Raw genomic sequence first — 21256 nt, forward strand, 5'->3', positions numbered from 1 at the left:
AGATGCACGAGCCGGCCCGGGTGCTGCTCGTCGACGACCAGCCGACGAACCTCAAGCTGCTCGACGCGACGCTGTCGCCACGCGGCTACGCCGTGCGCACCGCGGCGTCCGGCGAGGAGGCGCTCGCGGTGCTGGCTGAAGGCGGGACAGACCTGGTGCTTCTCGACATCGTCATGCCCGGCATCGACGGCTACGAGGTGTGCCGGCGGATCCGGCAGGACCCCGCGACGGCGTTCCTCCCGGTCGTGATGGTGACCGCCAGCGGCGAGCAGCAGAAGATCCAGGCCCTCGAGGCGGGCGCCGACGACTTCCTGACCAAGCCCGTCGACCGGGCCGAGCTGCTCGCGCGAGTGGCCTCGTTGTCTCGGATCAAGCGCTACCACGACACCATCGCGCGGCAGGCAGCAGAGCTCTCCTCTTGGAACCGCGAGCTCGAGGACCGGGTCCAGGCCCAGGTGGGCGAGCTCGAGCGCATGGCCAAGCTGCGGCGCTTCCTGTCCCCGCAGCTGGCCGAGCTGATCGTGGACTCCGGCGACGAGTCCTTCCTCGACAGCCACCGGCGGGAGATCGTCGTGGTCTTCTGCGACCTCCGCGGTTTCACCCCGTTCGCGGAGGCGAGCGAGCCCGAGGAGGTGATGGGCGTGCTGGCCGACTACCACCAGGCGCTGGGCGACCTCATCTTCCGGTTCGAGGGGACCCTCGAGCGGTTCGCCGGGGACGGGCTCATGGTCTTCTTCAACGACCCGGTGCCCTGCGCCGACGGGGCGCTGCGTGCCATCCGGATGAGCGTCGCGATGCGCACCCGGGTCCAGGCCCTCGCCGAGACGTGGCGGCGCCAGGGCCACGACCTGGCGCTGGGGATCGGGATCGCCCAGGGCTACGCCACCCTCGGCAAGATCGGCTTCGACGGGAGGTTCGACTACGCGGCCATCGGCAGCGTGACCAACCTGGCCTCCCGTCTCTGCTCGGACGCAGAGCCCTGGCAGATCCTCACGACCGAGCGCGTCTTCGCGGCGGCCGGGCCCGCCGTGGTCGGCGCGCACGCCGGTGACCGCACGCTCCGCGGCTTCAGCCGGTCGGTCCGGGCCTTCGACATCAAGGGCCTCGACGCATCAGCGGTCGCATCGTGAACCGGCACGTCCTGGCCTCGGACGCCGTCCAGCACGACGTGCTGTCGACGCTGAGCGAGGAGGACCGCTACCGGCGCTTCGACGACCTGCAGTCGCGGATGGGCGAGGTCTGGGACGCGTGGAACCTCAACTACGACGACGAGTCCGTGGTCGTGGTGCCGAGCATCACCCTGGACCGGGCCGTGGCGGCCAGCGGCACCATGACCCAGGCCATGGAGGAGCGGTTCCTCTTCATGCTGATGCTGCTCCGCCAGCCCCGGCTCCGGATGATCTACGTGACCTCGCTGCCGATCGCGGCCGAGATCGTGGAGTACTACCTGGCCCTGCTGCCCGGCGTGATCCCGAGCCACGCGAAGTCGCGGCTGACGATGGTGTCGCTCAACGACGCCTCCCCGAGGTCCTTGAGCGAGAAGCTGCTCGACCGCCCGCGCGTCATGGCCCGGATCGCGGCCGCGATCCCCAACCGGGCCCGGTCGCACCTCATGCCCTACAACACCACCGAGCTCGAGCGCGACGTGGCGCTGAGCCTCGGCATCCCCATGTACGCAGCGGACCCGCGCCTCGCGGTGCTCGGGTCCAAGACCGGCTGCCGGAGGCTCTTCGCCGAGCTCGGCGTGCCGCACCCGCTGGGGGTCGAGGACCTGCACAGCCTCGACGAGGTAGCGGCCGCGATCGTCACGATGCGCGCCCAGCGGCCGACCATGCGCAGCGTCATCGTCAAGCTCAACGAGGGCGTCTCGGGCGCGGGCAACGCACTGGTGCGGCTGATCGACCTTCCTGAGCCGGGGGCGCCCGGCGAGCGCGACGCGGTCCTCGACCGACTGGCGCAGATGGAGCTCGAGGACGAGAACACGCCGTACGACGTCTACGTCGCGAAGTTCGCGGAGAACGGCGGCATCGTCGAGGAGCGGATCGAGGGGGACGAGCTGCTCAGCCCGAGCGTCCAGCTCCGGACCCTGCCGAACGGCGAGGTCGAGCTGCTGTCGACCCACGACCAGCTCCTCGGCGGCGCCAGCGGACAGAAGTACCTCGGCTGCGTCTTCCCCGCGTCGAGGGAGTACGCCGTGGCGATCACCGAGCAGGCGGCGGTCATCGGTCGCAGGCTGACACAGCTCGGGGCGCTCGGCCGGTTCGCCGTGGACTTCGTCGTCGTCCGCGACGGCGCCGGCTGGACGCCGTACGCGATCGAGCTCAACCTCCGCAAGGGCGGCACCACGCACCCGTTCCTGACGCTGCAGTACCTGACCGACGGGCGCTACGACCCCGCGACGGCGCTCTTCCTCACGCCCACCGGCCGGGAGAAGCACCTGGTCGCCACCGACCACCTGGAGTCCGAGCTGCTGCGCGGCCTGGTGCCGCTTGACCTGTTCGACATCGTCGCCCGGCACGGCCTGCACTTCGACCAGTCCCGCCAGACCGGCATCGTCTTCCACATGATCAGCTGCCTGACCGAGCACGGGCGGGTCGGGATGACGGCCGTCGGTGACTCCCCGGAGGAGGCCGAGCGCCGCTACCACGACGCCGAGCGCGTCCTGCTCGACGAGGCCCGGGCGTCGTTCGAGGAGGCGCCCCTCCCGGGCTGACCTCATGGCGCACGAGCCGACGCACGACGCGGAGCGGGTCTGGTACGTCGGCTACGCCTCCAACCTCGGGGTGGACCGGTTCCGGTGCTACCTCGCGGGCGGACGTCCCGAGGGTGGCCTGCGGACCTACCCGGGCTGCCGCGACGGCTCCGACCCCGCGGCGTGGTTCAGCTTCGAGCACCCCGGCGGCCTGGTGTTCGCGGGCACGTCGGGGGTCTGGGGTGGGGGCATGGCGTTCTTCGACCCGGACCGCCCTGGCGCTGTGGCCTGCCGGGCCTACCTCGTGACCGTCGAGCAGTTCGGCGACGTCGTCGCGCAGGAGATGCGGCATCCACCGGGTGGTGACTTCGCCCGGGCGCTGGCAGCGGTGGTGCCCGAGGTCGGCGAGCTGCACACCCTGGGTCCCGGACGCTACGAGACGGTGCTCCGCCTCGGCGCCCGGGACGGCGTACCGATGCTGACCGTCACCAGTAGCGACGTCGACGCCGTGGAGCACAACGCTCCGAGCGCGGCGTACCTCCGGTCGATCGCCACCGGGCTGCGCGAGTCGCACGGCTGGGACGACGGCAGGATCACCGACTACCTCGTGGCTGCGGCACGACTCGACGGGGTGTGGACTCCCGCCCGGGTCGCCGCCGCCATCTCGAACGGCGCGGCTAGATGATCAGCTGACGGCGACGGCCAGCTCGGGCGCCTCGTCGTCGTCACGGAGCGGGTGCGCGAGCTCGTCCTCGGGCAGCCGCGCCCACAGCACGGCGACGACCGCGAACACGACCGGGGCGACACCCGCGATCGCGAACGTCGTGCGCAGCCCGATCGCCTCCGAGACCGGGCCCGCGACCGCCATCGAGACCGGCATCAGGCTCACCGAGACGAAGAAGTCGAGCGAGGCCACCCGCCCGAGCATGTGGGCCGGCACCCGGCGCTGGAGCAGCGTGCCCCAGATGACCATTGCGGCGTCGAAGATGACGCCGATCACGAACGCGGCCGCGACGACCTGCCAGACCGCGCCGGCGAACCCGATCACCAGGAACGGCAGGCAGCCGACGCCCCACATGAGGTTCATGACCGACAGGTAGCGGCGGGGCAGGCGGAACGACGCCATCGCGATGGAGCCGACCGCGGCGCCGACACCGAACGCCGCCAGCACCAGGGCGTGGTCGCTCGGGCCGCCGCCCAGCCGGTCCTTGATCAGGAACGGGATCAGCACCTCGAACGGGCCCATGATGACGAGGACCATGAGCGAGGCGAACAGCAGCGTGGACAGCAGCCACGGCGTCCGGACCATGAAGCCGAACCCCTCGCGGACGTCGACGAGCGCCGAGACGACCGGGTGCCTCGGCTCGCCCTCGGCGGCGAAGTCGCGGCGGACCGGGGTGAGCGGCACCGAGGTCAGCGCCAGCAGGCCCAGCAGCGACGACGCGGCCGCGACCGTGACGGCGGCACCCGGGGAGAGTGCGCCGACGACCGCACCGGCCACGGCCGGGCCGATCGCCTGGCCCACGGCGGGCCGGACCATGCCCTCGAACCCGTTGACCGCGAGCAGGTCGGACTGGGGCACCAGCGCCGGAAGCCACGCCGAGTAGGCCGGGTAGTAGAACGCCATGCCCATCCCGGTCACGAACGAGACGGCGGCAAGGTGCCAGAGCTCGGTGTGATCGGTGAGCGAGAGCGTGGCGACGAGGGCCATGCCGGTCAGCTCGACCGTGGCGACCACGACGAGGATCAGCTTCTGCGGGATGCGGTCGGCCACGACACCGCCGAGCAGCGCGGGCAGCAGCACGCCCACGGCGCTCGCCGTGGACACCAGGGACAGCTCGGCCGGGCCACCGTCGAGCCGGATGACCTCCCAGACCAGCGCCACCAGCCAGACACCGGAGGCGAACATCGAGAGCGTGAGCGCGACCGCCAGGCGGCGGTAGGCGGGGTGCCGGAACGGCGTCAGCGCACGCGGCAGCCGACGGCCCGTCGCGGTCCTCGTCTCGGCCATCTCTCCTCCCCTCTCCTCCTGTGCTGGGCGAGCCAATTCTGCCGGTGTGGACCGACAGTCTCGACCGAATTCACCGGTGCTCGGCCAGCAGCACGACCTTTCCGAGCGCCCGGCGTCCCTCGAGGGCTGCATGGGCCCGGGCCGCCTCGCCGAGCGGGAACGTCGTGACCAGGGGTCGCCATTCCCCGGCCGCAACCTTGTCCAACGCCCGGGCGGCCAGCCCCGGGATGCCGCCGGGGAGGGCAGCCATCCGCGGGCCGAGGGACCAGCCGGCCGAGATCCCGCGTCCCACCAGGTCGGCGGTGGTGACCTCGGTCGGCGTGCCCGAGGAGAAGCCGAACATCACCAGGCGGCCACCCGGCCGGAGCAGCTCCAGTGCGGCGCGTCCCACGACACCGCCCACGCCGTCGTGGACCAGCGTCACACCGCCCAGCTCGTCGCGGACCCGCTTGTCCCAGCCCGGCTCCCCGTAGTCGACGACGAGGTGCGCACCGAGCTCGCTCAGGACCTCGGTCCGCGACCCCCGCGCGGCGGCCACGACCCTCGCGCCCGCGGCCAGCGCCGACTGCACCAGGAGCCACCCGAGTCCCCCGGCGGCCGAGGGCACCAGCACCACGTCGTCCGGGCCCGCCGGCTCGAGCTCGACGACCCCCAGGGCCGTGCGCCCGGTCCCGACCGCGGCCACCGCGTCGGGGAACGTGACGTGGTCGGGGACGGCGAACAGCCGGTCGACCTCGGTGACCGCCTGCTCGGCGTACCCACCCGGCACGGCTCCGAGGTGCGCGACCACCTGCCGCCCCAGCCAGGACCGGTCGGTGTCGGGGCCGACGACGTCCACGACGCCTGCGACCTCGCGGCCCGGCACCGTGGGCAGCTCGGGCGGCGGCAGCGGCCCCGGCTCGCCGCGCCGGATGGCGGTGTCGAGGAGGTGCACGCCACTCGCCTCGACCGCGATCCGGACCTGGCCCGGCGCGGGCCCGAGGTCAGGGAGCTCGTCGAGGACGAGGTTCTCGGGCGGGCCGAAGGCATGGAGGCGGATGGCTTTCACCACCCCATGCGACAACTTCAAGTGAACTCGAGGTCAACTCCGTTACAGCCAGGTCAGCTCGTGGCCGTGCCCGTGCGTGAAGCCGACGGCCGTGCCGTCGACGGTCAGCTGGAACCGCCACGACGGCGGCTCCGGCGCGGCGAGCTCCGGGAAGACGCCGACGGCCTCGTTGCTGACCCAGTGGCACGTCCGGTCGGCCACGAGTCCCAGCAGCATCTCGCGCATGCGGGCGCGGTCCTCGGTGGTGAGGTAGGCCGCGACCGCGCTGTGGAAGACCAGCACCTCGCCGTACGACGCCGCCTCCGCCACGAGAGCGGGAAGCTCGTCGAGCAGGTTGCCCCGCACCAGCCGCGGCGGATCGCGGCGCGCGATCTCGACCGCGTGCCGCAGCCGCTCCCGGCGGTCGTCCTCCTCGGGCCAGACGAGCAGCTCCAGCCAGGCCACGTCGTCCGGGTCGGTCACCGAGAGCGGGTTGAGGTCGATGCCGCCGCGCCAGCCGACCTCGGGCAGCGTGGTGGGCAGCGGCGCGTCGCCCACCACCAGGCAGCCGAGCCGGGGCTCGGGTCCCAGGGTCCTCGGCCCGGCGGAGGTGGACCACTCGTAGCCCCAGCGGTCGGGGTAGAGGTTGAGCCCGGCGCTGGCCCCCACCTCGAGGAGCGCGACCGGGCCCGCCGGGACAGCCAACGCGAACGCCGGCAGCAGCGTGGCCAGCCGGCCGGCCTCGTTGGTCTGTGTCGACCGGGCCATGATCGTGGCCCGGATCGAGCCGTCGTCGCCGAGCAGCGCCTCCCGCAGGCCGGCGTACGGTCCGGGCGCCGGCACCCCGTGGAAGCGGGCAGCGGCGAAGACCAGGTTGGGCTGCTTCTTCAGCCCCGGCAGCGCGTCGACCCAGGCGAGCACCTCCGGGTCACCGGCAACGCCGAACCCCCACTCGGCGAAGCAGGGTGAGGCGTCACCCGCCTCCTCGGCGAAGGCGGTGTACTGGCTCACCACGCCGTCGTACGGTTCCACGCTCCTCCTCCCGCCGCTCGCTCGCTTGTAACTCTGTGTTACGTCAACTGGATCGGTGTTCCAACACCGTCCTGGTGGACGTAACACGGAGTTACATGCGGTGACGGTTACATGCGGTGACGGCTCAGAGCGCGAGCGCGACGTAGGTCGTCTCGAGGTACTCCTCGATGCCCTCGAAGCCGCCCTCGCGGCCGAAGCCACTCGCCTTGACCCCACCGAACGGCGCGGCCGGGTTTGAGACCAGGCCGGTGTTGACGCCGACCATGCCGAAGTCGAGCGACTCCGCCAGCCGGATCGTCCGCTTGAGGTCGCGGGTGTAGACGTAGGACGAGAGGCCGTACTCGGTGTCGTTGGCCTTCGCCACAGCCTCCTCCTCGGTCTCGAACGTCGTGATCGGCGCGACCGGGCCGAAGATCTCCTCGCGGTTGATCTCGGCGTCGTGGGGGACGTCGGTGAGCACCGTCGGCGGGTAGAAGAAGCCCGGGCCGCCGTGCGCCTGGCCGCCGACCACGAGCGAGGCGCCGGCCTTGACCGCGCCGTCGACCAGCTGGGTGACGCTCTCGACCGCCTTGTCGTCGATGAGGGGGCCGACGTCCGTGCCGTCGTCCTGGCCGCGGCCGAGGGTCAGGGAACCCATCCGGTCGGCCAGCTTCTTGGCGAACTCGTCCGACACGCTCGAGTGCACCAGGAACCGGTTGGCGGCCGTGCACGCCTCGCCCATGTTGCGCATCTTGGCGAGCATCGCGCCCTCGACCGCCGCGTCGATGTCGGCGTCCTCGAAGACGAGGAACGGCGCGTTGCCGCCGAGCTCCATGCTCACCCGCTGCAACTGGTCCGCGGACTGCTTCACCAGCACCTTGCCCACGCCGGTGGAGCCGGTGAAGCTCAGCTTGCGCAGCCTCGGGTCGGCCATGATCGCAGAGCTGACCTCACCGGAGCTGTGGGTGGTCACGACGTTGAGCACGCCGTCCGGCAGCCCGGCCTCTGCGAACGTCGCGGCCAACGCCAGCATCGTCAGCGGCGTCTGCTGCGCCGGCTTGACCACGATCGTGCAGCCGGCGGCCACGGCCGGCCCGATCTTGCGGGTGCCCATGGCCAGCGGGAAGTTCCACGGCGTCACGAACAGGCACGGGCCCACGGGCTTCTTGATCGTGAGCAGCCGGCTGCCCCCGGCGGGGGCCTGCATCCAGCGGCCGTGGATCCGGACCGCCTCCTCGGAGAACCAGCGCAGGAACTCGTTGCCGTAGGCGACCTCGCCCGCGGCCTCCTTGAGGGTCTTGCCCATCTCGAGGCTCATCAGCTCGGCGAACTCATCGCTGCGCGCGGCCACCAGCTCGAAGGTCCTCCGCAGGATCTCCCCCCGGTCGCGGGGGTTGGTCCGTGCCCAGTCGTCCTGGACGCCGACCGCGGCCTCGAGGGCGCGCTTGCCGTCCGTGACGGTGGCGTCGGCCACCTGGCACAGCACCGACCCGTCCGCCGGGTCGAGAACGTCGAAGGTCCCGCCGCCCTCGGCGTCGGTCCACTGGCCGCCGATGAACAAGCGGCGCTGCTCCGCCGGGAGGAAGTCCAGACCAGTCATGGCGCCACTCTGTCACTCACGGCGAAGCGGGTGCCACGGTGTCTCCCGGACCGGGTGTCCGGCTCGGGAGAGGACATGACAGGCCGGACGGGGTGTGCTTTCCTTTTCATGTCGACTTCGGAGGGAGCACTGCGAATTCGGCAAGGGCCCCTCGTTGACCCCATGCAACGGGGGGTCCGTCACATTTGGCGTGCCGCCGCCCGGGTCAGCCGGCCTGCGCCGCCCTCAGGAACGCCTCGAGGATCGGGCCGGCGGTGCCGCTGCCGGAGTCGCCGACGTCGACGAAGACGCAGGCCGCGAGGTCGCCCTGGGCGGCGATCATCCACGCGTGGGTCTGGAGGCTGTCGCCGGTGCCGAACTCCGCCGTACCGGTCTTCGCGATCACCGGCGGGCCGGGCACGTCGGCCAGGCCGCGGCCGCTGCCGTCGGTGACCACCGCGCGCAGCATCGAGCGCAGGGATGACGCCTCGCTCTCGGAGAGCGGGGCGGCACCGTCGGGAGGGGTGTCCTGGTGGCCGTCGACCAGCCAGGGCACGACCAGCGAGCCCTGCTGCACCGAGGAGATCACGGTGGCCATCACCATCGGCGAGGCCAGGATCGTGCCCTGCCCGATCAGCTGCGCGGCCGCGCCGGTCTCGCTCGACGGGTCCGGCTCGGTCTTGCCGAAGAACGCCGGGAAGCCGAGGTCGTGGTCGAGGCCGATGCCGAGCGAGACCCCGGCGTCGAAGAGATTCGTCCCGGACAGCTTCGGCGCCTGGGAGATGAAGGCGGTGTTGCAGGAGTTGGCCACCGCGGTCCTGAGCGGGATGTTGCCGAGCGCGCTGCTCGGGTAGTCGCTGTAGTTCTTGAACCGTTTGCCGTCCACGGTGATGGTCGGCGTGCACGGCACCACGGTGCCGGGGGTCAGCCCGGCCCGCAGCAGTGCCAGGCTGCTGACGGTCTTGAACGTCGACCCCGGCGCGAACTGGCCGAACGTCGCGAGGTTCTGCCCGCCGTTCCCGGGACCGTTCGCAGCGGCGAGGATCTCGCCGGTGCTGGGTCGCATCGCGACCAGCGCGCTGGCCGGGCCCACGCCGGCCAGCAGCTGCTCGGCCTTGGTCTGGAGGCCGACGTCGAGGGAGAGCACCAGCGGGTCGCCCGGGGTCGCCTCGGTGCGGAACAGCTCGCGCGGGTTGCCCTTCTCCGGCACCGCCTGGACCAGCACGCCGGGCGTGCCGCGCAGCTGCTCGTCGTAGCGCGCCTCGAGGCCCGAGAGGCCGGCGGTGTCGCCGGGGTGGTACTCCGGGTGCTCCTTGATGATGTCCGCGGTCACCTGGCCGACCCGGCCGAGCAGCGGGGCGGCGAAGTCGCGGGTGGGCGCGAGCGGCAGGGTGCCGGCGACGACCCGTCCGCCCGGGATCGCGCCGACACCGCTGCTGACCTCGGCGGAGAGCTCCTCCCGGCGGAAGACGATCGCCTCGACGAAGGCCTGGTCGCCGGCCGCCTTCACCGCCTTGACGTACGGCGCCACGTCGACCCCGACCAGCCGGGCCATTGCCCGCGCCGACTGGGCCGGATCGGCGCCGTCGAGCCGGGTCTTGTCGATGCCGACCCGCGAGACCTCCCGTTCGGTGACGATCGGCTGGCCTCCGGCGCCGAGGATGTCGCCCCGGTCGGCCAGCACCGACGAGACGTCGAGGTTCTCCCCCTCCTCCAGCGTCGGCTCGACGACCGAGGGCGCCCACGCCACCTGCCAGGCGTCGTCGACCAGCGTCATCTGCACCTTCGAGTCGTACGCCCAGGTCGCCGCGCTCAGGTCCCACGTCCAGTGCAGCGTCGCGACCGCCGACGACCCGGTCTGCTTCACCCCTGCGGTGTCGACCGCCAGCCCTTCGGAGCCCATCTCCTGCGTGATGCGGTCGTAGGACGCCTGGGCGGCGGTCGCGGTGTCCGGGGTGAAGGTGACCTTCGACAGGTCCTTCGCGGCCAGCCCCGAGGCCAGCGCGGTCGCGGCCTGCTGCGGGTCCGGCTGGTCGGGCTCACCGTCGCCGGACCCGCCGCTGCAGCCGGCGGCTCCGAGGACGAGGGCGAGCGATAGCGCGACGGCCCTGGGTCGGAGCATGCCGTCATTTGTACAGGCCCGACCCTGACCGAGCCGGTCCGAGGTGCGCACAGCCGTCATGTCCACGTGCATGGGGTTGGTGACGCAGCCGACCGCGTGTTGGTTACCCGCTGACCGGTGTTGCGGTCACCGGATATCAGGTGACCCATCCGCTTCTGTGCCGAGATCTCGGTACAGAAGCTCAGGGGTCCCCGGATATCCGGTGACCCCGACAGCCCGATCCGGACCACCCACCATCAACCCTTCTTGTGCCGAGGCTTCCTCGGGCCGGACCCGGAGTGCGGACGGCCAGGACGGCCGGCGTCCTTGCGCAGCTTGATCGGGCGGCCGCCGATCCGGGTGTCCTTGAGCCCGTCCCAGGTCGTGCGGGACAGGTCGGCCGGTAGCTCGACGAGCGAGAAGTCCGAGCGGATGGTGATCGCGCCGAAGTCCCGGCGGCTGAGGCCGCCCTCGTTGGCCAGCGCGCCGACGATCTGGCGAGGCTCGACACGGTGCCTGCGGCCCACGTCGATGCGGTACGTCGCGAAGCCGGCGGCCGGCCTGGGGTCGCGGTCCCGCGGCGTGCGGACCGGCTCGGGCTCGGGCTCGAGCAGCAGCGGCTCGTCACCCTGGGCGACCACGGCGAGGGCCGCGGCGACGTCGACCTCCGGGACGTCGTACTCCTGCACGTAGTGGGCGATGATCTCGCGGAAGCCCTCGATCCGGGACCGCGCCTCGAGCGCCTGGGTGATCTGGTCGTCGAACCTCGCCAGTCGGGTGATGTTCACGTCCTCCACGCTGGGCAGCCCCATCTGCTCGAGCGCGACGCCGTTCGCCTTCTCGAGGTGGCGCAACAGGTAGCGCTCGCGCGGGGTCACGAACGAGATCGCGTCCCCGCTGCGCCCGGCCCGGCCGGTGCGACCGATCCGGTGCACGTAGGACTCGGTGTCGGTGGGGATGTCGTAGTTGACCACGTGGCTGACCCTCTGGACGTCGAGCCCGCGCGCGGCCACGTCGGTGGCGACGAGCACGTCGAGCTCGGCGTTCTTGAGCTGGTTCACCGTCCGCTCGCGGACCGGCTGCGGCACGTCGCCGTTGATGGCCTGGGCGCTGAACCCGCGGGCCCGCAGCTTCTCCGCCAGGGTCTCGGTCTCGTTCTTGGTGCGGACGAAGACGATCATCCCCTCGAAGTTCTCGACCTCGAGGATCCGGGTGAGGGCGTCGACCTTCTGCGGGTAGGAGACGACGAGGTAGCGCTGCCGGATGTTGGCGGCCGTCGCGGTCCGCGACTCGACCTTGACCTCGACCGGGTCGTGCAGGTACTTCGCCGAGAGCCGGCGGATCTGCTTCGGCATCGTCGCCGAGAACAGCGCGACCTGCTTCTCCTCGGGGGTCTCGGCGAGGATCGTCTCGACGTCCTCGGCGAACCCCATGTTCAACATCTCGTCGGCCTCGTCGAGGACGAGGTGGCGCAGCCGGCCGAGGTCGAGGGTGCCCTTGTCGAGGTGGTCCATGATCCGGCCGGGCGTGCCGACGACCACGTGCACGCCACGCCGCAGCGCGGACAGCTGGACGCCGTACCCCTGGCCGCCGTAGATCGGCAGCACGTGCACGCCGGGCATCGACTCGGCGTACCGCTCGAAGGCCTCGGCGACCTGGACCGCGAGCTCCCGCGTCGGGGCGAGCACCAGCGCCTGCGGCTCGCGCTGGTCGAGGTCGAGCCGCGAGAGGATGGGCAGAGCGAACGCCGCGGTCTTGCCGGTCCCGGTCTGCGCGAGGCCGACCACGTCGCGGCCGGCCAGCAGCGGCGGGATGGTCGCGGCCTGGATCGGGGAGGGTGCCTCGTAGCCGACGCTCGCCAGCGCGGCCAGCACCGGTTCGGCCAGACCCAGCTCGGCGAAGGTGTCCACCGGCCAACGGTAGTGGCCGCGCGAGCAGCCGCCCCATTTCTGGTCGCGGGCGCTTGTTCACGTGGGCAGACTCGATGGCATGTCGGTACGCCGGGTCCAGGACGCGCTGGAGGCCGTCCTCGGCCCTGACGCCCACGTCGAGCACCGCTTCAACCACACCGGCGCCGACAAGATGTCGTTCGCGGTCCGGGTCGGGGAGCGGCGACTCTGGGCCAAGGTCGCCGCCGGCGCCGACGACGAGGAGTCGCTGGAGACCTGGGCCGAGCTGGCCGGCCTGCTGTCCGAGCGGCACGCCGCTCCGGAGCTGCTCGACGTGCTGACCGTCGACGGCCGGACCGCGCTGCTCTTCCCCTACCTCGACGCGCGGCCGGCCACTCGGTCCACGCTGCACGAGCGCTACGCCGAGGCGACCGAGCTCCTGGCCGGGCTGCACGCCGACCGCGAGCTGGCCGAGCGGCTCGGCGAGCCCACCACGTCGGCGGCGTGCTTCCGCGCGGTGTGGCTGGATCGGTTCGAGGGCGACCTCGACGTGGTCGAGGGCTACCTCACCAAGGACCTGCACGCCTACCTCGAGGACCAGGTCGGCCAGCTCGCCGCCCTGGTCGACACCCTCGACGACGAGGTGCACGTGGCGGTGCACGGCGACCCGTGGCACGAGAACTTCCTGATCGGGCCGGAGCGCGTCTGGCTGCTCGACTGGGAGGACCTCGCGGTCGGCGACCCGGTCGTCGACCACGCGATCCTCCGCCACGACGCGTGCTCGGATCCCCGCCACTGGCCCGACGAGCCGGCGTACGCCGTCGCGCGCCGGGCGCTCATGCTCGACGAGGTGGTCGACGTCGCCGCGGACTGGGTGGAGAACACCGACCCGCTGGTCCGCCGCCAGAAGGAGGCGGCCTACCTCGCCGGGCTGGAGGCCTACCGCTCGGCGTTCTGAACGAGGTGGCCGATTCCCGCCAGCGCCACGGTCCGCCTCCGACCACCATGGTGGGCATGGATCTCGAGCTGAACGACAAGGTCGCCGTGGTGACCGGAGCATCGCAGGGGATCGGGCTGGCCACCGCACTCACGTTGCGGGCCGAGGGCGCTCGGGTCGCGGCGGTGTCGCGCACGACGTCGCCCCGCCTGGAAGCCGCGCTCGACGAGTCGCTGGTGCACGTGAGTGCCGACCTCGCCACCGCGGAGGGACCGGGACGCGCTGTCGACGCGGCGGTGGCACGGTTCGGCCGGCTCGACATCCTGGTCAACAACGCGGGCGGCCCGCCACCTGGCGTGACGATGCCGCGCTTCTCCTTCGACCACCTCGGCGACGCGGACTGGACGGCGATGCTGGAGTTCAACCTGCTCAGCGCGGTGCGGGCGGTCCGGGCGGCGCTGCCGCACCTCCTCGAGCACGGCGGGAGCATCGTCAACGTCTCGTCGACGCACGCGCACGTGCCCAGCGGCGTGAACGTCGACTACGGCGTGGCCAAGGCAGGCATCAACAACCTCACCCAGGCGCTGTCGGAGGAGTTCGGCCCGCGCGGCGTCCGGGTCAACACGGTCAGCCCGGGGCCGGTCCGCACTCCGTGGTGGACCAAGGACGGCGGAGCGGCGGACGTGCTGGCGCAGGCCACCGGGACCGACCGCGACACGGTGCTCGACCGGTCCGCGGCCGAGATGATGAACCTGACGACCGGCCGGCTGATCGACCCGCAGGAGGTCGCCGACGTGATCGTCCTGCTGGCCTCGCCGCGGTCGGCGAGCACCACCGGCTCCGACGTCGTCGTCGACGCCGGGCTGCGCAAGGCGGTCTGACCGCGCCCCCAGCCCGGCCGATGGTCGTTGGCGATGTGGCTGACCTCGGTCGGGTAGAGCGACGGTACGGCGGCGAGCGGCTCGGCGAGCGGAGTAGCGGTCACCCGAGGACGCTGGTCGGCGCGGCCGGTTGGGTCACTCGACGGTCACCGACTTCGCCAGGTTGCGCGGCTTGTCGATGTCGAGGCCGAGCGACTGTGCGGCGTGGTAGGCGAGGATCTGGAGCACGACCGTCATCAGGATCGGGTCGAGCTCACGCTCGCTGCGGGGGACGTCGACGCGGTGCACCGACGCCTGGGACGGCAGGTCGCCGAGGTCGACCGAGGCGTGGGTGACCACGACGAGCGGGCCGCCGCGGGCGGCCACCTCGTGCAGCGCGCCCACGTTGCGCTCGGTGAGCTCGTCGTCGGGCACGATCGCGACGGTCGGCACCGACGGCTCGATGAGCGCCAGCGGCCCGTGCTTGAGCTCGGAGGTCTGGTAGGCCTCCGCGTGCCGGTAGGTGATCTCCTTGAACTTCTGAGCACCCTCGCGGGCCACCGGGAATCCCCGGACCCGGCCGATGAAGAACAGGCTGTGCGACTCGGCCAGCCTGGCTGCCAGCCCCGTGAGCTCCGGCTCCAGCGCCAGCACCTCGCCGATCTGTGCGGGCAGCGCCTGGAGCGCCGCAACCAGGCGGCGCCCGTCGGCGATGGACAGGTCGCGGACCCGGCCGAGCTGGAGGGCGAGCAGCGCGAAGCCGAGGAACATGTTCGTGAGCGCCTTGGTGGACGCGACCGCGACCTCGGGACCGGCGTGCAGGTAGATCCCGCGGCCGCACTCGCGGGCGATGGCCGAGCCCACCACGTTGACCAGCCCCACGACCTGGCCGCCCTTGCGCCGGATCTCCTGGACCGCCAGCAGGGTGTCGATGGTCTCGCCGGACTGGCTCACCACGACGTACAGCGTCTCCGGCTCGATGATCGGGTTGCGGTAGCGGAACTCGCTGGCCGCCTCCGCGTCCGCCGGGATCCGGGCGAGCTCCTCGATCAGCCCTGCGCCCATCTGGCCGACGTAGTAGGCCGACCCGCAGCCGAGGATCTTCACCCGGCGGATCGCGCGGAGCTCTCGCGGGTCCAGGTCGAGGCCGCCGAGGTGGGAGGTCCCGAACCGCTCGTCGAGCCGGCCGCGGAGGACCCGCTCGGCCACCTCGGGCTGCTCGAGCAGCTCCTTGCGCATGAACGACTCGTGCTCGCCGGCGTCGTAGGCCGTCGGGTCCAGCTCGAGGTCGGTCGCGCTCCGGGGCACCGAGGTCAGGTCGTGCCGGTAGGTCGAGAACCCGTCCGCGGTCAAGGTGGCCAGCTCGCCGTCGTCGAGGTGCGCGACCCGCGTCGTGTAGCGGACGAGTGCGGCCAGGTCGGACGCGACGAACATCTCGTGGTCGCCGATACCGATGATCAGCGGGCTGCCGTTGCGGGCGACCACGATCCGGTCCGGGTACGCCGCGTGGAGCACGGCGAGGCCATAGGTGCCCTCGATCCGGGCCAGCGCCTCGGCCACCTTGCCCTCGAGGGTCTGGGCCTCGGAGCGGCCGATCAGGTGGGCGAGGACCTCGGTGTCGGTGTCGGAGACGAGGTCGACGCCGGCATCGGCCAGGTCGGCCCTCAGCGCCGCCGCGTTGTCGATGATCCCGTTGTGGACGATGGCGACGTCGCCCTTGGTGTCGACGTGCGGGTGCGCGTTGACGTCGTTGGCCGGCCCGTGCGTCGCCCACCGTGTGTGGCCGACGCCCACCTTGCCCGAGAAGCGCTTGGGCAGCTCGTCGGCGAGGTCACGGACCCGGCCCGCCTTCTTGGCCACCCGGACCCGGCTCTCCTTGCCCGGCCCGAGGACGGCGATGCCGGCCGAGTCGTAGCCGCGGTGCTCGAGCCGGCCGAGCCCCTCCAACAGCAGCGGTGCCGCCTGCTGCGGCCCGACGTACCCCACGATCCCGCACATACCTGACTGCTCCCCTATCCGTAGACGATCCGGCGCAGCTGCCGCTCGCTGAGCGCGGGGGCGGCGACCACGCGGTGGACGAGCTCCTCGGCGAGACGCGCGAAGATCTCGGAGTTGCGGGCGCCGTAGGTCTTCAGCTCCGCATGCCGGCGCCGGACGTAGGCCTCGACCGGTTCGGCGTGGAAGGCCAGCACGTCCTCCACGACCCGCTCCGCCTCGGCCTCGGTCAGCTCGGTGGTCGACACGAGGTGGTCGACGAGTGAGCGGTCGGCGGGCACGGCGTCCACGGTGGGACTTTCGCGGCCGAAATGCAACTTCCTGCCCGCCATCGGGCAGATCTACCCAGATTTGGTCGGCTCTGACGGTTCATGGTTGGTGGCTGGCCACCCGGAGAAATCTTTCTCAGGGTCCGGAATAGAAGCGGACTGCAGTCCGTTATTGGTCATTGAAAGTTGCATGACAACTTCCACCGACACCATCCGAGGAGCCCCGCATGACCAACATCGACTTCGACCCCGCCACCGCCGTGCTCGAGGACATCGCCGGCGACTACACCATCGACCCGGCCCACACCCGGCTCGGCTTCAGCGCCCGCCACGCGATGGTGGCCACGGTCCGCGGGCAGTTCACCGACTTCACCGGCACCGCCCACGTCGACACCGCCAACCCGGCCGACTCCAAGGTCGAGCTCAGCATCGTCGCCAACAGCATCAACACCGGCCAGCAGCAGCGCGACGACCACCTCCGCTCCGGCGACTTCTTCGAGAGCGAGCAGTACCCGAACATCACCTTCACCTCGACCGACGTCACCCGCGACGGCGACGACTGGACGATCACCGGCGACCTGACCATCAAGGGCGTCACCCACTCGATCTCGGTCCCGTTCGAGTACACCGGCTCGGCCCAGGACCCGTTCGGCAACACCCGGATCGGCTTCGAGGGGGCGGCCACCCTGAACCGCAAGGACTGGGGGCTGAGCTGGAACGCCGCGCTCGAGACCGGCGGCGTGCTCGTCTCGGACAAGATCAAGCTCCAGTTCGACGTCTCGGCGATCAAGAACGCCTGATCCTCAGCACTCGCCTACGACGGGGCCGCTCCTGCAAAAGGAGCGGCCCCGTTCTCCATTTGTGTGGTTGGGTTCGGCCTCGTGGAGCTGCCCGAAGGACTCTCGACCCGCCCGCTGACTCGCGACGACGCATCAGCCGTCTACGAGGTGATGGCCGCCCAGGAGGCGGCCGACCTCGACGAGGTCATGATCGAGGAGGCGGACATCGTCAGCGACTGGAGCCGCGCGTCCTTCGACGTCGAGGGCTCGACGATCGGCGTCTTCGACGGCGACCGCCTCGTGGCCTACGGCGAGGTCGGGACGGCCGGGCGGTGCGACGCCGCCGTCGACCCGGCGTACCGCGGCCGCGGCATCGGCACCGCCGTCGCGCACTGGATGCAGGACAACGCCCGTAGCCGGGGCATCGCGGAGATCGGGATGCCGGTCCCGCAGGGCTCCCCCGGCGACCGGCTCCTCGAGGCGCTGGGCTACCGGGTCCGGTGGGAGAGCTGGGGACTCGCGCTGCCCGACGGGACCATGGTCCCGGTGCGCGACGTGCCGGAGGGGTACGTCGTCCGGGAGGCGGACCCGTCGGAGTACGAGCAGGTCTGGGCCGTCCAGGAGGACGCCTTCCTCGAGTGGTCGGACCGCGACCGCGAGACCTTCGAGGACTGGCACGCGTCGGTGACCGGCCGGCCCGGCTTCGAGCCGTGGCACCTGCGGGTGGTGGTGGACCCCGCCGGTGCCGTGGTGGCGATGGCCTGGGTGCAGTTCGGCATGGAGACGGCGTTCATCTCGAGGCTGGCCACGAAGAAGGAGGAGCGCGGCCGTGGCCTGGCCCAGGCCCTGCTCGTCGACTCATTCGCGGCCGGCCGCGCGCGCGGCGCGAGGAAGTCCGAGCTCTCCACCGACTCCCGGACCGGCGCCCTCTCGCTCTACGAGAAGGTCGGCATGGTCGTCACCTCGACGTGGGTCAACCGCGGGCTGGTGCTCTGACTCGGCCCTGACCCGTCCGCCGGCCGCGCATGTAACTCCGTGTTCGTGCCACTAGGACAGAGTCAGAACACCGTCCTAGTGGTCGTAACACGGAGTTACATGCGTCTCGGGCGCCTTCAGGCCGCCGGCCCCTCGACATCCTCGGCGCTCGCGGGCTCGACGTTGTGGTTGAGCGCGAACACGTTGGTGGGGTCATAGCTCCGCTTCACCTCGGCCAGCCGGGCGTACGTCGCCGGCGGGTAGGCCTTCGCGACGTCCTCGGGCGTGGCCGAGCCCTGGAAGTTGACGTAGGTGCCGCTGCCGAGCGCCGCCACGTCGCGCCAGAGCGTGAGCGCACCCTCGACCTCGGCGGCGCCGAGCTGCTCGGGCAGCACGAGGCCTCCGACCACCATCGCCTCCGCGTCGCGGTGTGCGAACGCCGTCGCGCCGGCCGCGACCCGGGCCACCGCGCCACCGAGGCTGCGCAGCGCGATCATCGAGGGCGTCGGGCCGCCGTGCATGCGCTCGATCGCGCCGATCACCTCGTCGTCCAGCGCGCGCACCAGGGTGTTGCGCATGATCAGCCGCAGCCCGGGCGGCAGCGACTGCGCCTCCTCCAGCACGTCGGCGTACCGGCGCTCGGTGATGCTCGCCTTGCCCACCTGGCCCAGCTCGAGCAGGGGCTCGATGGCCGCGTCCGCCTGCTCCACCGGGGTGCCGGGGTCGCCCGCGTAGCAGAGGAGCAGCATCGCCTGCCGCGGCCCCTCGCCCATCGGGGGCATCAGGGCCAGGGTGCTGGACAGCTCCTCGGGAGCGGCCTGCATGGCGTCGCGCCACCGGCGGACCAGGTCGCCCACGCCGTCGAGCTGGTAGGCCACGGTCCCGTAGTGCACGCTCGCGACCTGCTGGGCTACGAACTCGAGCTCGACCACCACGCCGAAGTTGCCGCCGCCACCGCGCAGCGCCCAGAAGAGGTCCGGGTTCTCCTCGGCCGAGGCGGTCACGAGCCTGCCGTCCGCGGTCACGACCCGCGCGGCGACCAGGTTGTCGATAGCCAGGCCGTGCTTGCGGACCATCCAGCCGATCCCGCCGCCGAGGGTCAGGCCGCCGACGCCCACGTCCTTGGTGTCGCCGGAGGTCAGGCCGAGGTCGTGGGGGTCGAGCGCCGCTGCGACCTGGCCCCACGTGGCGCCGCCTCCGACGCGGACCCGACGGCCGTCGAGCACCTCGACGGCGTCGAGGTGGGCGAGGTCGATCACCATCCCGTCGGTGTTGGTGCTGTGCCCGACGGCGCTGTGGCCGCCGGAGCGCACCGAGAGCGCGAGCCCGTCGCGGGCGGCCTGCCGTACCGCGGCGGCCACCTCGTCCGCGTCCCGCGGCCGGACCACCAGGGCCGGCCGGCCGGTCGCGAAGAACACCCGCGCCGCCTCGTCGTACCCCTCGTCGCCGGGGCGCAGGACCTCACCGGTCTCCAGAACTGTCATCACTGTCTCCTCGTCTCGTCTGTGGAGCCTCGATGGTGCGTCGGCAGCGGCACGGACCGCGTCGCCCCACGGGCGTCTCTTCTGGCTACCTGACGAGATGGCCACCCGGTTTGTGAGGACGACGCCGGGAGTAGCCGGCAGCTACTCCTCCCGTACGACGTGCCGGCGGCCCGTTGCTCCTAGGCTCGATGCATGCGGACCTACCGATGGCGGAGGTTGAAAGCAACGGGCTGGCTGGTCTCGGCGGCGTTCGGCGTCGTCGCGTCGGTGCAGTGGCACGCGCGTATGAAGGAGGTGGAGCGCCGGGCCGAGGAGGCCGAACGCACCCGGGACGAGGTCGCTCGCCGCCGTGCTGTGGAGGAGCGGCTCCGCATCGCCCGCGAGCTCCACGACTCGCTGACCCACAGCATCTCGGTGATCAAGGTGCAGGCCGGCGTGGCCACCCACCTCGCGCGCAAGAACGGCGACGAGCCGTCGTCGGCACTGCTCGCGATCCAGGAGGCGAGCACCGACGCCGCGCGCGAGCTGCGCTCGACCCTCGAGGTCCTGCGCCGGGAGGACGACGGCGGCGGGAACGGCCTCGACCGGGTGCCGGCGCTGGTCGAGCGGGCCCGGTCGTCGGGGCTGCCCACCCACCTGACCGTGCGCGGCGAGGTGCGGCCGCTGCCGCCGGACGTCGACCAGGCGGCGTACCGCGTCGTCCAGGAGGCCCTCACCAACGCCAGCAGGCACGCGGCCGGCGCGACGGCGACGGTCGAGATCACCTACGCGCACGGCTCGCTGACGGTGCGCGTCGACGACGACGGCACCGGTCCGCGGCACGCACCGGTGCCCGGCTTCGGGCTGATCGGGATGCGCGAGCGCGTCACCGCGCTGGGCGGCCGGCTCACCGCGCGTCCCGGTGAGACCCGGGGGTTCTCGGTGCTCGCGGAGCTGCCCGCGGCCGCGTCGTGATCCGCGTGGTCCTGGCCGACGACCAGGCCCTGATCCGCAGCGGGATCCGGGCGCTGCTCGACGCTGAGGACGACATCGAGGTGGTGGCCGAGGCGGCCGACGGTGAGGAGGCCGTGGAGCGAGCGGTCGCCCACCGCCCCGACATCGTGCTGATGGACGTGCAGATGCCCGAGCTGGACGGCATCGAGGCGACCCGCCGGATCGCGGACGACGAGCGGCTGGCGGGCGTGCACGTCGTGATGCTGACCAACTACGGGCTGGACGAGTACGTCTTCAACGCCCTGCGCGCCGGCGCCTCCGGCTTCGTCGTGAAGGACACCGAGCCGGCCGACCTGCTGCAGGCGCTCCGGGTCACCGTGCGCGGCGACGCGCTGCTCTCGCCCGCGGTGACCCGGCAGCTGATCAGCGAGTTCGTGGCCCGGCCGGCCGACGTCCTGCCCGCGGCCGACCTCGACCAGCTGACCAACCGGGAGCGGGAGGTCGTCGCCCTGGTGGCGCACGGGCTCAGCAACGACGAGATCGCCGAGCGGATGGTGCTCAGCCCGATGACCGCGAAGACCCACGTGAGCCGGGCCATGACGAAGCTGGGGGCGCGGGACCGCGCCCAGCTCGTCGTGTTCGCCTACCAGTCCGGGCTCGTAGCACCACGCTCGGTCCGGGAATGACGCCGAGGCTAAGTGATCACTCAGGTCG

The 21256-nt window shown here is 72.0% G+C and carries 18 protein-coding genes; 9 read left to right on the forward strand and 9 right to left on the reverse strand.

The features are described 5' to 3' along the window. Positions 1-2: 2 nt before the first annotated feature. The 3 genes from VFV89_RS06375 to VFV89_RS06385 are packed head-to-tail and all read left to right on the forward strand — an operon-like array spanning position 3 to position 3377. Positions 3-1130, forward strand: coding sequence for an adenylate/guanylate cyclase domain-containing protein (locus VFV89_RS06375; protein ID WP_329705138.1), 1128 nt, complete (start codon positions 3-5; stop codon positions 1128-1130). After that, positions 1127-2713, forward strand: a complete 1587-nt coding sequence (locus VFV89_RS06380; protein ID WP_329705078.1) for a peptide ligase PGM1-related protein — start codon at positions 1127-1129, stop codon at positions 2711-2713. The genes VFV89_RS06375 and VFV89_RS06380 overlap by 4 nt, the downstream gene beginning before the upstream one ends. Positions 2714-2717: 4 nt before the next feature. Next, complete coding sequence (locus VFV89_RS06385; RefSeq protein ID WP_329705079.1) at positions 2718-3377, forward strand: histone deacetylase; 660 nt, start codon at positions 2718-2720, stop codon at positions 3375-3377. Here VFV89_RS06385 and VFV89_RS06390 read toward each other — a convergent pair whose 3' ends face one another. The 6 genes from VFV89_RS06390 to VFV89_RS06415 form a co-directional block, all read right to left on the reverse strand. Beyond that, a complete protein-coding gene (locus tag VFV89_RS06390; RefSeq protein WP_329705080.1) occupies positions 3378-4703 on the reverse strand; it encodes an MFS transporter in 1326 nt (441 codons plus the stop codon). 70 nt (positions 4704-4773) lie between these two features. Then, positions 4774-5751 carry a zinc-binding dehydrogenase gene (locus tag VFV89_RS06395; RefSeq protein WP_329705081.1) on the reverse strand — a complete coding sequence of 326 codons (978 nt, stop codon included), beginning with the start codon at positions 5749-5751 and terminating at the stop codon, positions 4774-4776. A 42-nt stretch (positions 5752-5793) separates the two neighbouring features. Next, on the reverse strand, positions 5794-6762 hold the full coding sequence (locus VFV89_RS06400; protein WP_329705082.1) for a DUF2332 domain-containing protein: 969 nt from the start codon (positions 6760-6762) through the stop codon (positions 5794-5796). Between the two features lie 124 nt (positions 6763-6886). After that, positions 6887-8341 (reverse strand): NAD-dependent succinate-semialdehyde dehydrogenase, encoded by a 1455-nt coding sequence (locus tag VFV89_RS06405; RefSeq protein ID WP_329705083.1) that lies wholly within the window; start codon positions 8339-8341, stop codon positions 6887-6889. 205 nt (positions 8342-8546) lie between these two features. Then, entirely contained in the window at positions 8547-10442 is a 1896-nt protein-coding gene (locus VFV89_RS06410) for a penicillin-binding transpeptidase domain-containing protein (RefSeq protein WP_329705084.1), read from the reverse strand. A 236-nt stretch (positions 10443-10678) separates the two neighbouring features. Next, a complete protein-coding gene (locus VFV89_RS06415) occupies positions 10679-12331 on the reverse strand; it encodes a DEAD/DEAH box helicase (protein ID WP_329705085.1) in 1653 nt (550 codons plus the stop codon). Between the two features lie 79 nt (positions 12332-12410). On the opposite strand from VFV89_RS06415, the gene VFV89_RS06420 reads away from it, so the two are divergent. Together VFV89_RS06420 and VFV89_RS06425 are read left to right on the forward strand one after the other, a co-directional pair. Next, a complete protein-coding gene (locus VFV89_RS06420; RefSeq protein WP_329705086.1) occupies positions 12411-13268 on the forward strand; it encodes a phosphotransferase in 858 nt (285 codons plus the stop codon). Positions 13269-13324: 56 nt separating this feature from the next. Next, positions 13325-14128: an SDR family oxidoreductase gene (locus tag VFV89_RS06425; RefSeq protein WP_329705087.1), complete on the forward strand. Its 804-nt coding sequence runs from the start codon at positions 13325-13327 to the stop codon at positions 14126-14128. A gap of 135 nt (positions 14129-14263) precedes the next feature. Here the strand turns inward: VFV89_RS06425 and glmS are convergent, their stop codons facing one another. Next, positions 14264-16105 (reverse strand): glutamine--fructose-6-phosphate transaminase (isomerizing), encoded by a 1842-nt coding sequence (gene glmS / locus VFV89_RS06430; RefSeq protein ID WP_329705088.1) that lies wholly within the window; start codon positions 16103-16105, stop codon positions 14264-14266. A gap of 14 nt (positions 16106-16119) precedes the next feature. Further along, positions 16120-16392: a hypothetical protein gene (locus tag VFV89_RS06435; RefSeq protein ID WP_414690350.1), complete on the reverse strand. Its 273-nt coding sequence runs from the start codon at positions 16390-16392 to the stop codon at positions 16120-16122. Between the two features lie 206 nt (positions 16393-16598). On the opposite strand from VFV89_RS06435, the gene VFV89_RS06440 reads away from it, so the two are divergent. Continuing rightward, complete coding sequence (locus VFV89_RS06440; RefSeq protein ID WP_329705089.1) at positions 16599-17171, forward strand: YceI family protein; 573 nt, start codon at positions 16599-16601, stop codon at positions 17169-17171. An 81-nt stretch (positions 17172-17252) separates the two neighbouring features. Then, a complete protein-coding gene (locus VFV89_RS06445) occupies positions 17253-18146 on the forward strand; it encodes a GNAT family N-acetyltransferase (protein WP_329705090.1) in 894 nt (297 codons plus the stop codon). Between the two features lie 116 nt (positions 18147-18262). Here the strand turns inward: VFV89_RS06445 and VFV89_RS06450 are convergent, their stop codons facing one another. Next, the gene (locus tag VFV89_RS06450; protein ID WP_329705091.1) at positions 18263-19609 is read right to left on the reverse strand and encodes an FAD-binding oxidoreductase; all 1347 of its coding nucleotides are present in this window, start codon (positions 19607-19609) and stop codon (positions 18263-18265) included. Between the two features lie 192 nt (positions 19610-19801). Here VFV89_RS06450 and VFV89_RS06455 point away from each other — a divergent pair, with 192 nt between their 5' ends. Beyond that, a complete protein-coding gene (locus tag VFV89_RS06455; RefSeq protein WP_329705092.1) occupies positions 19802-20563 on the forward strand; it encodes a sensor histidine kinase in 762 nt (253 codons plus the stop codon). Next, complete coding sequence (locus VFV89_RS06460) at positions 20560-21228, forward strand: response regulator transcription factor (RefSeq protein ID WP_329705093.1); 669 nt, start codon at positions 20560-20562, stop codon at positions 21226-21228. Before VFV89_RS06455 ends, VFV89_RS06460 begins: the two co-directional genes overlap by 4 nt. The last annotated feature ends 28 nt before the right edge of the window (positions 21229-21256 follow it).

Source organism: Nocardioides sp., from assembly GCF_036274455.1.
Classification (GTDB): Bacteria; Actinomycetota; Actinomycetes; order Propionibacteriales; family Nocardioidaceae; genus Nocardioides.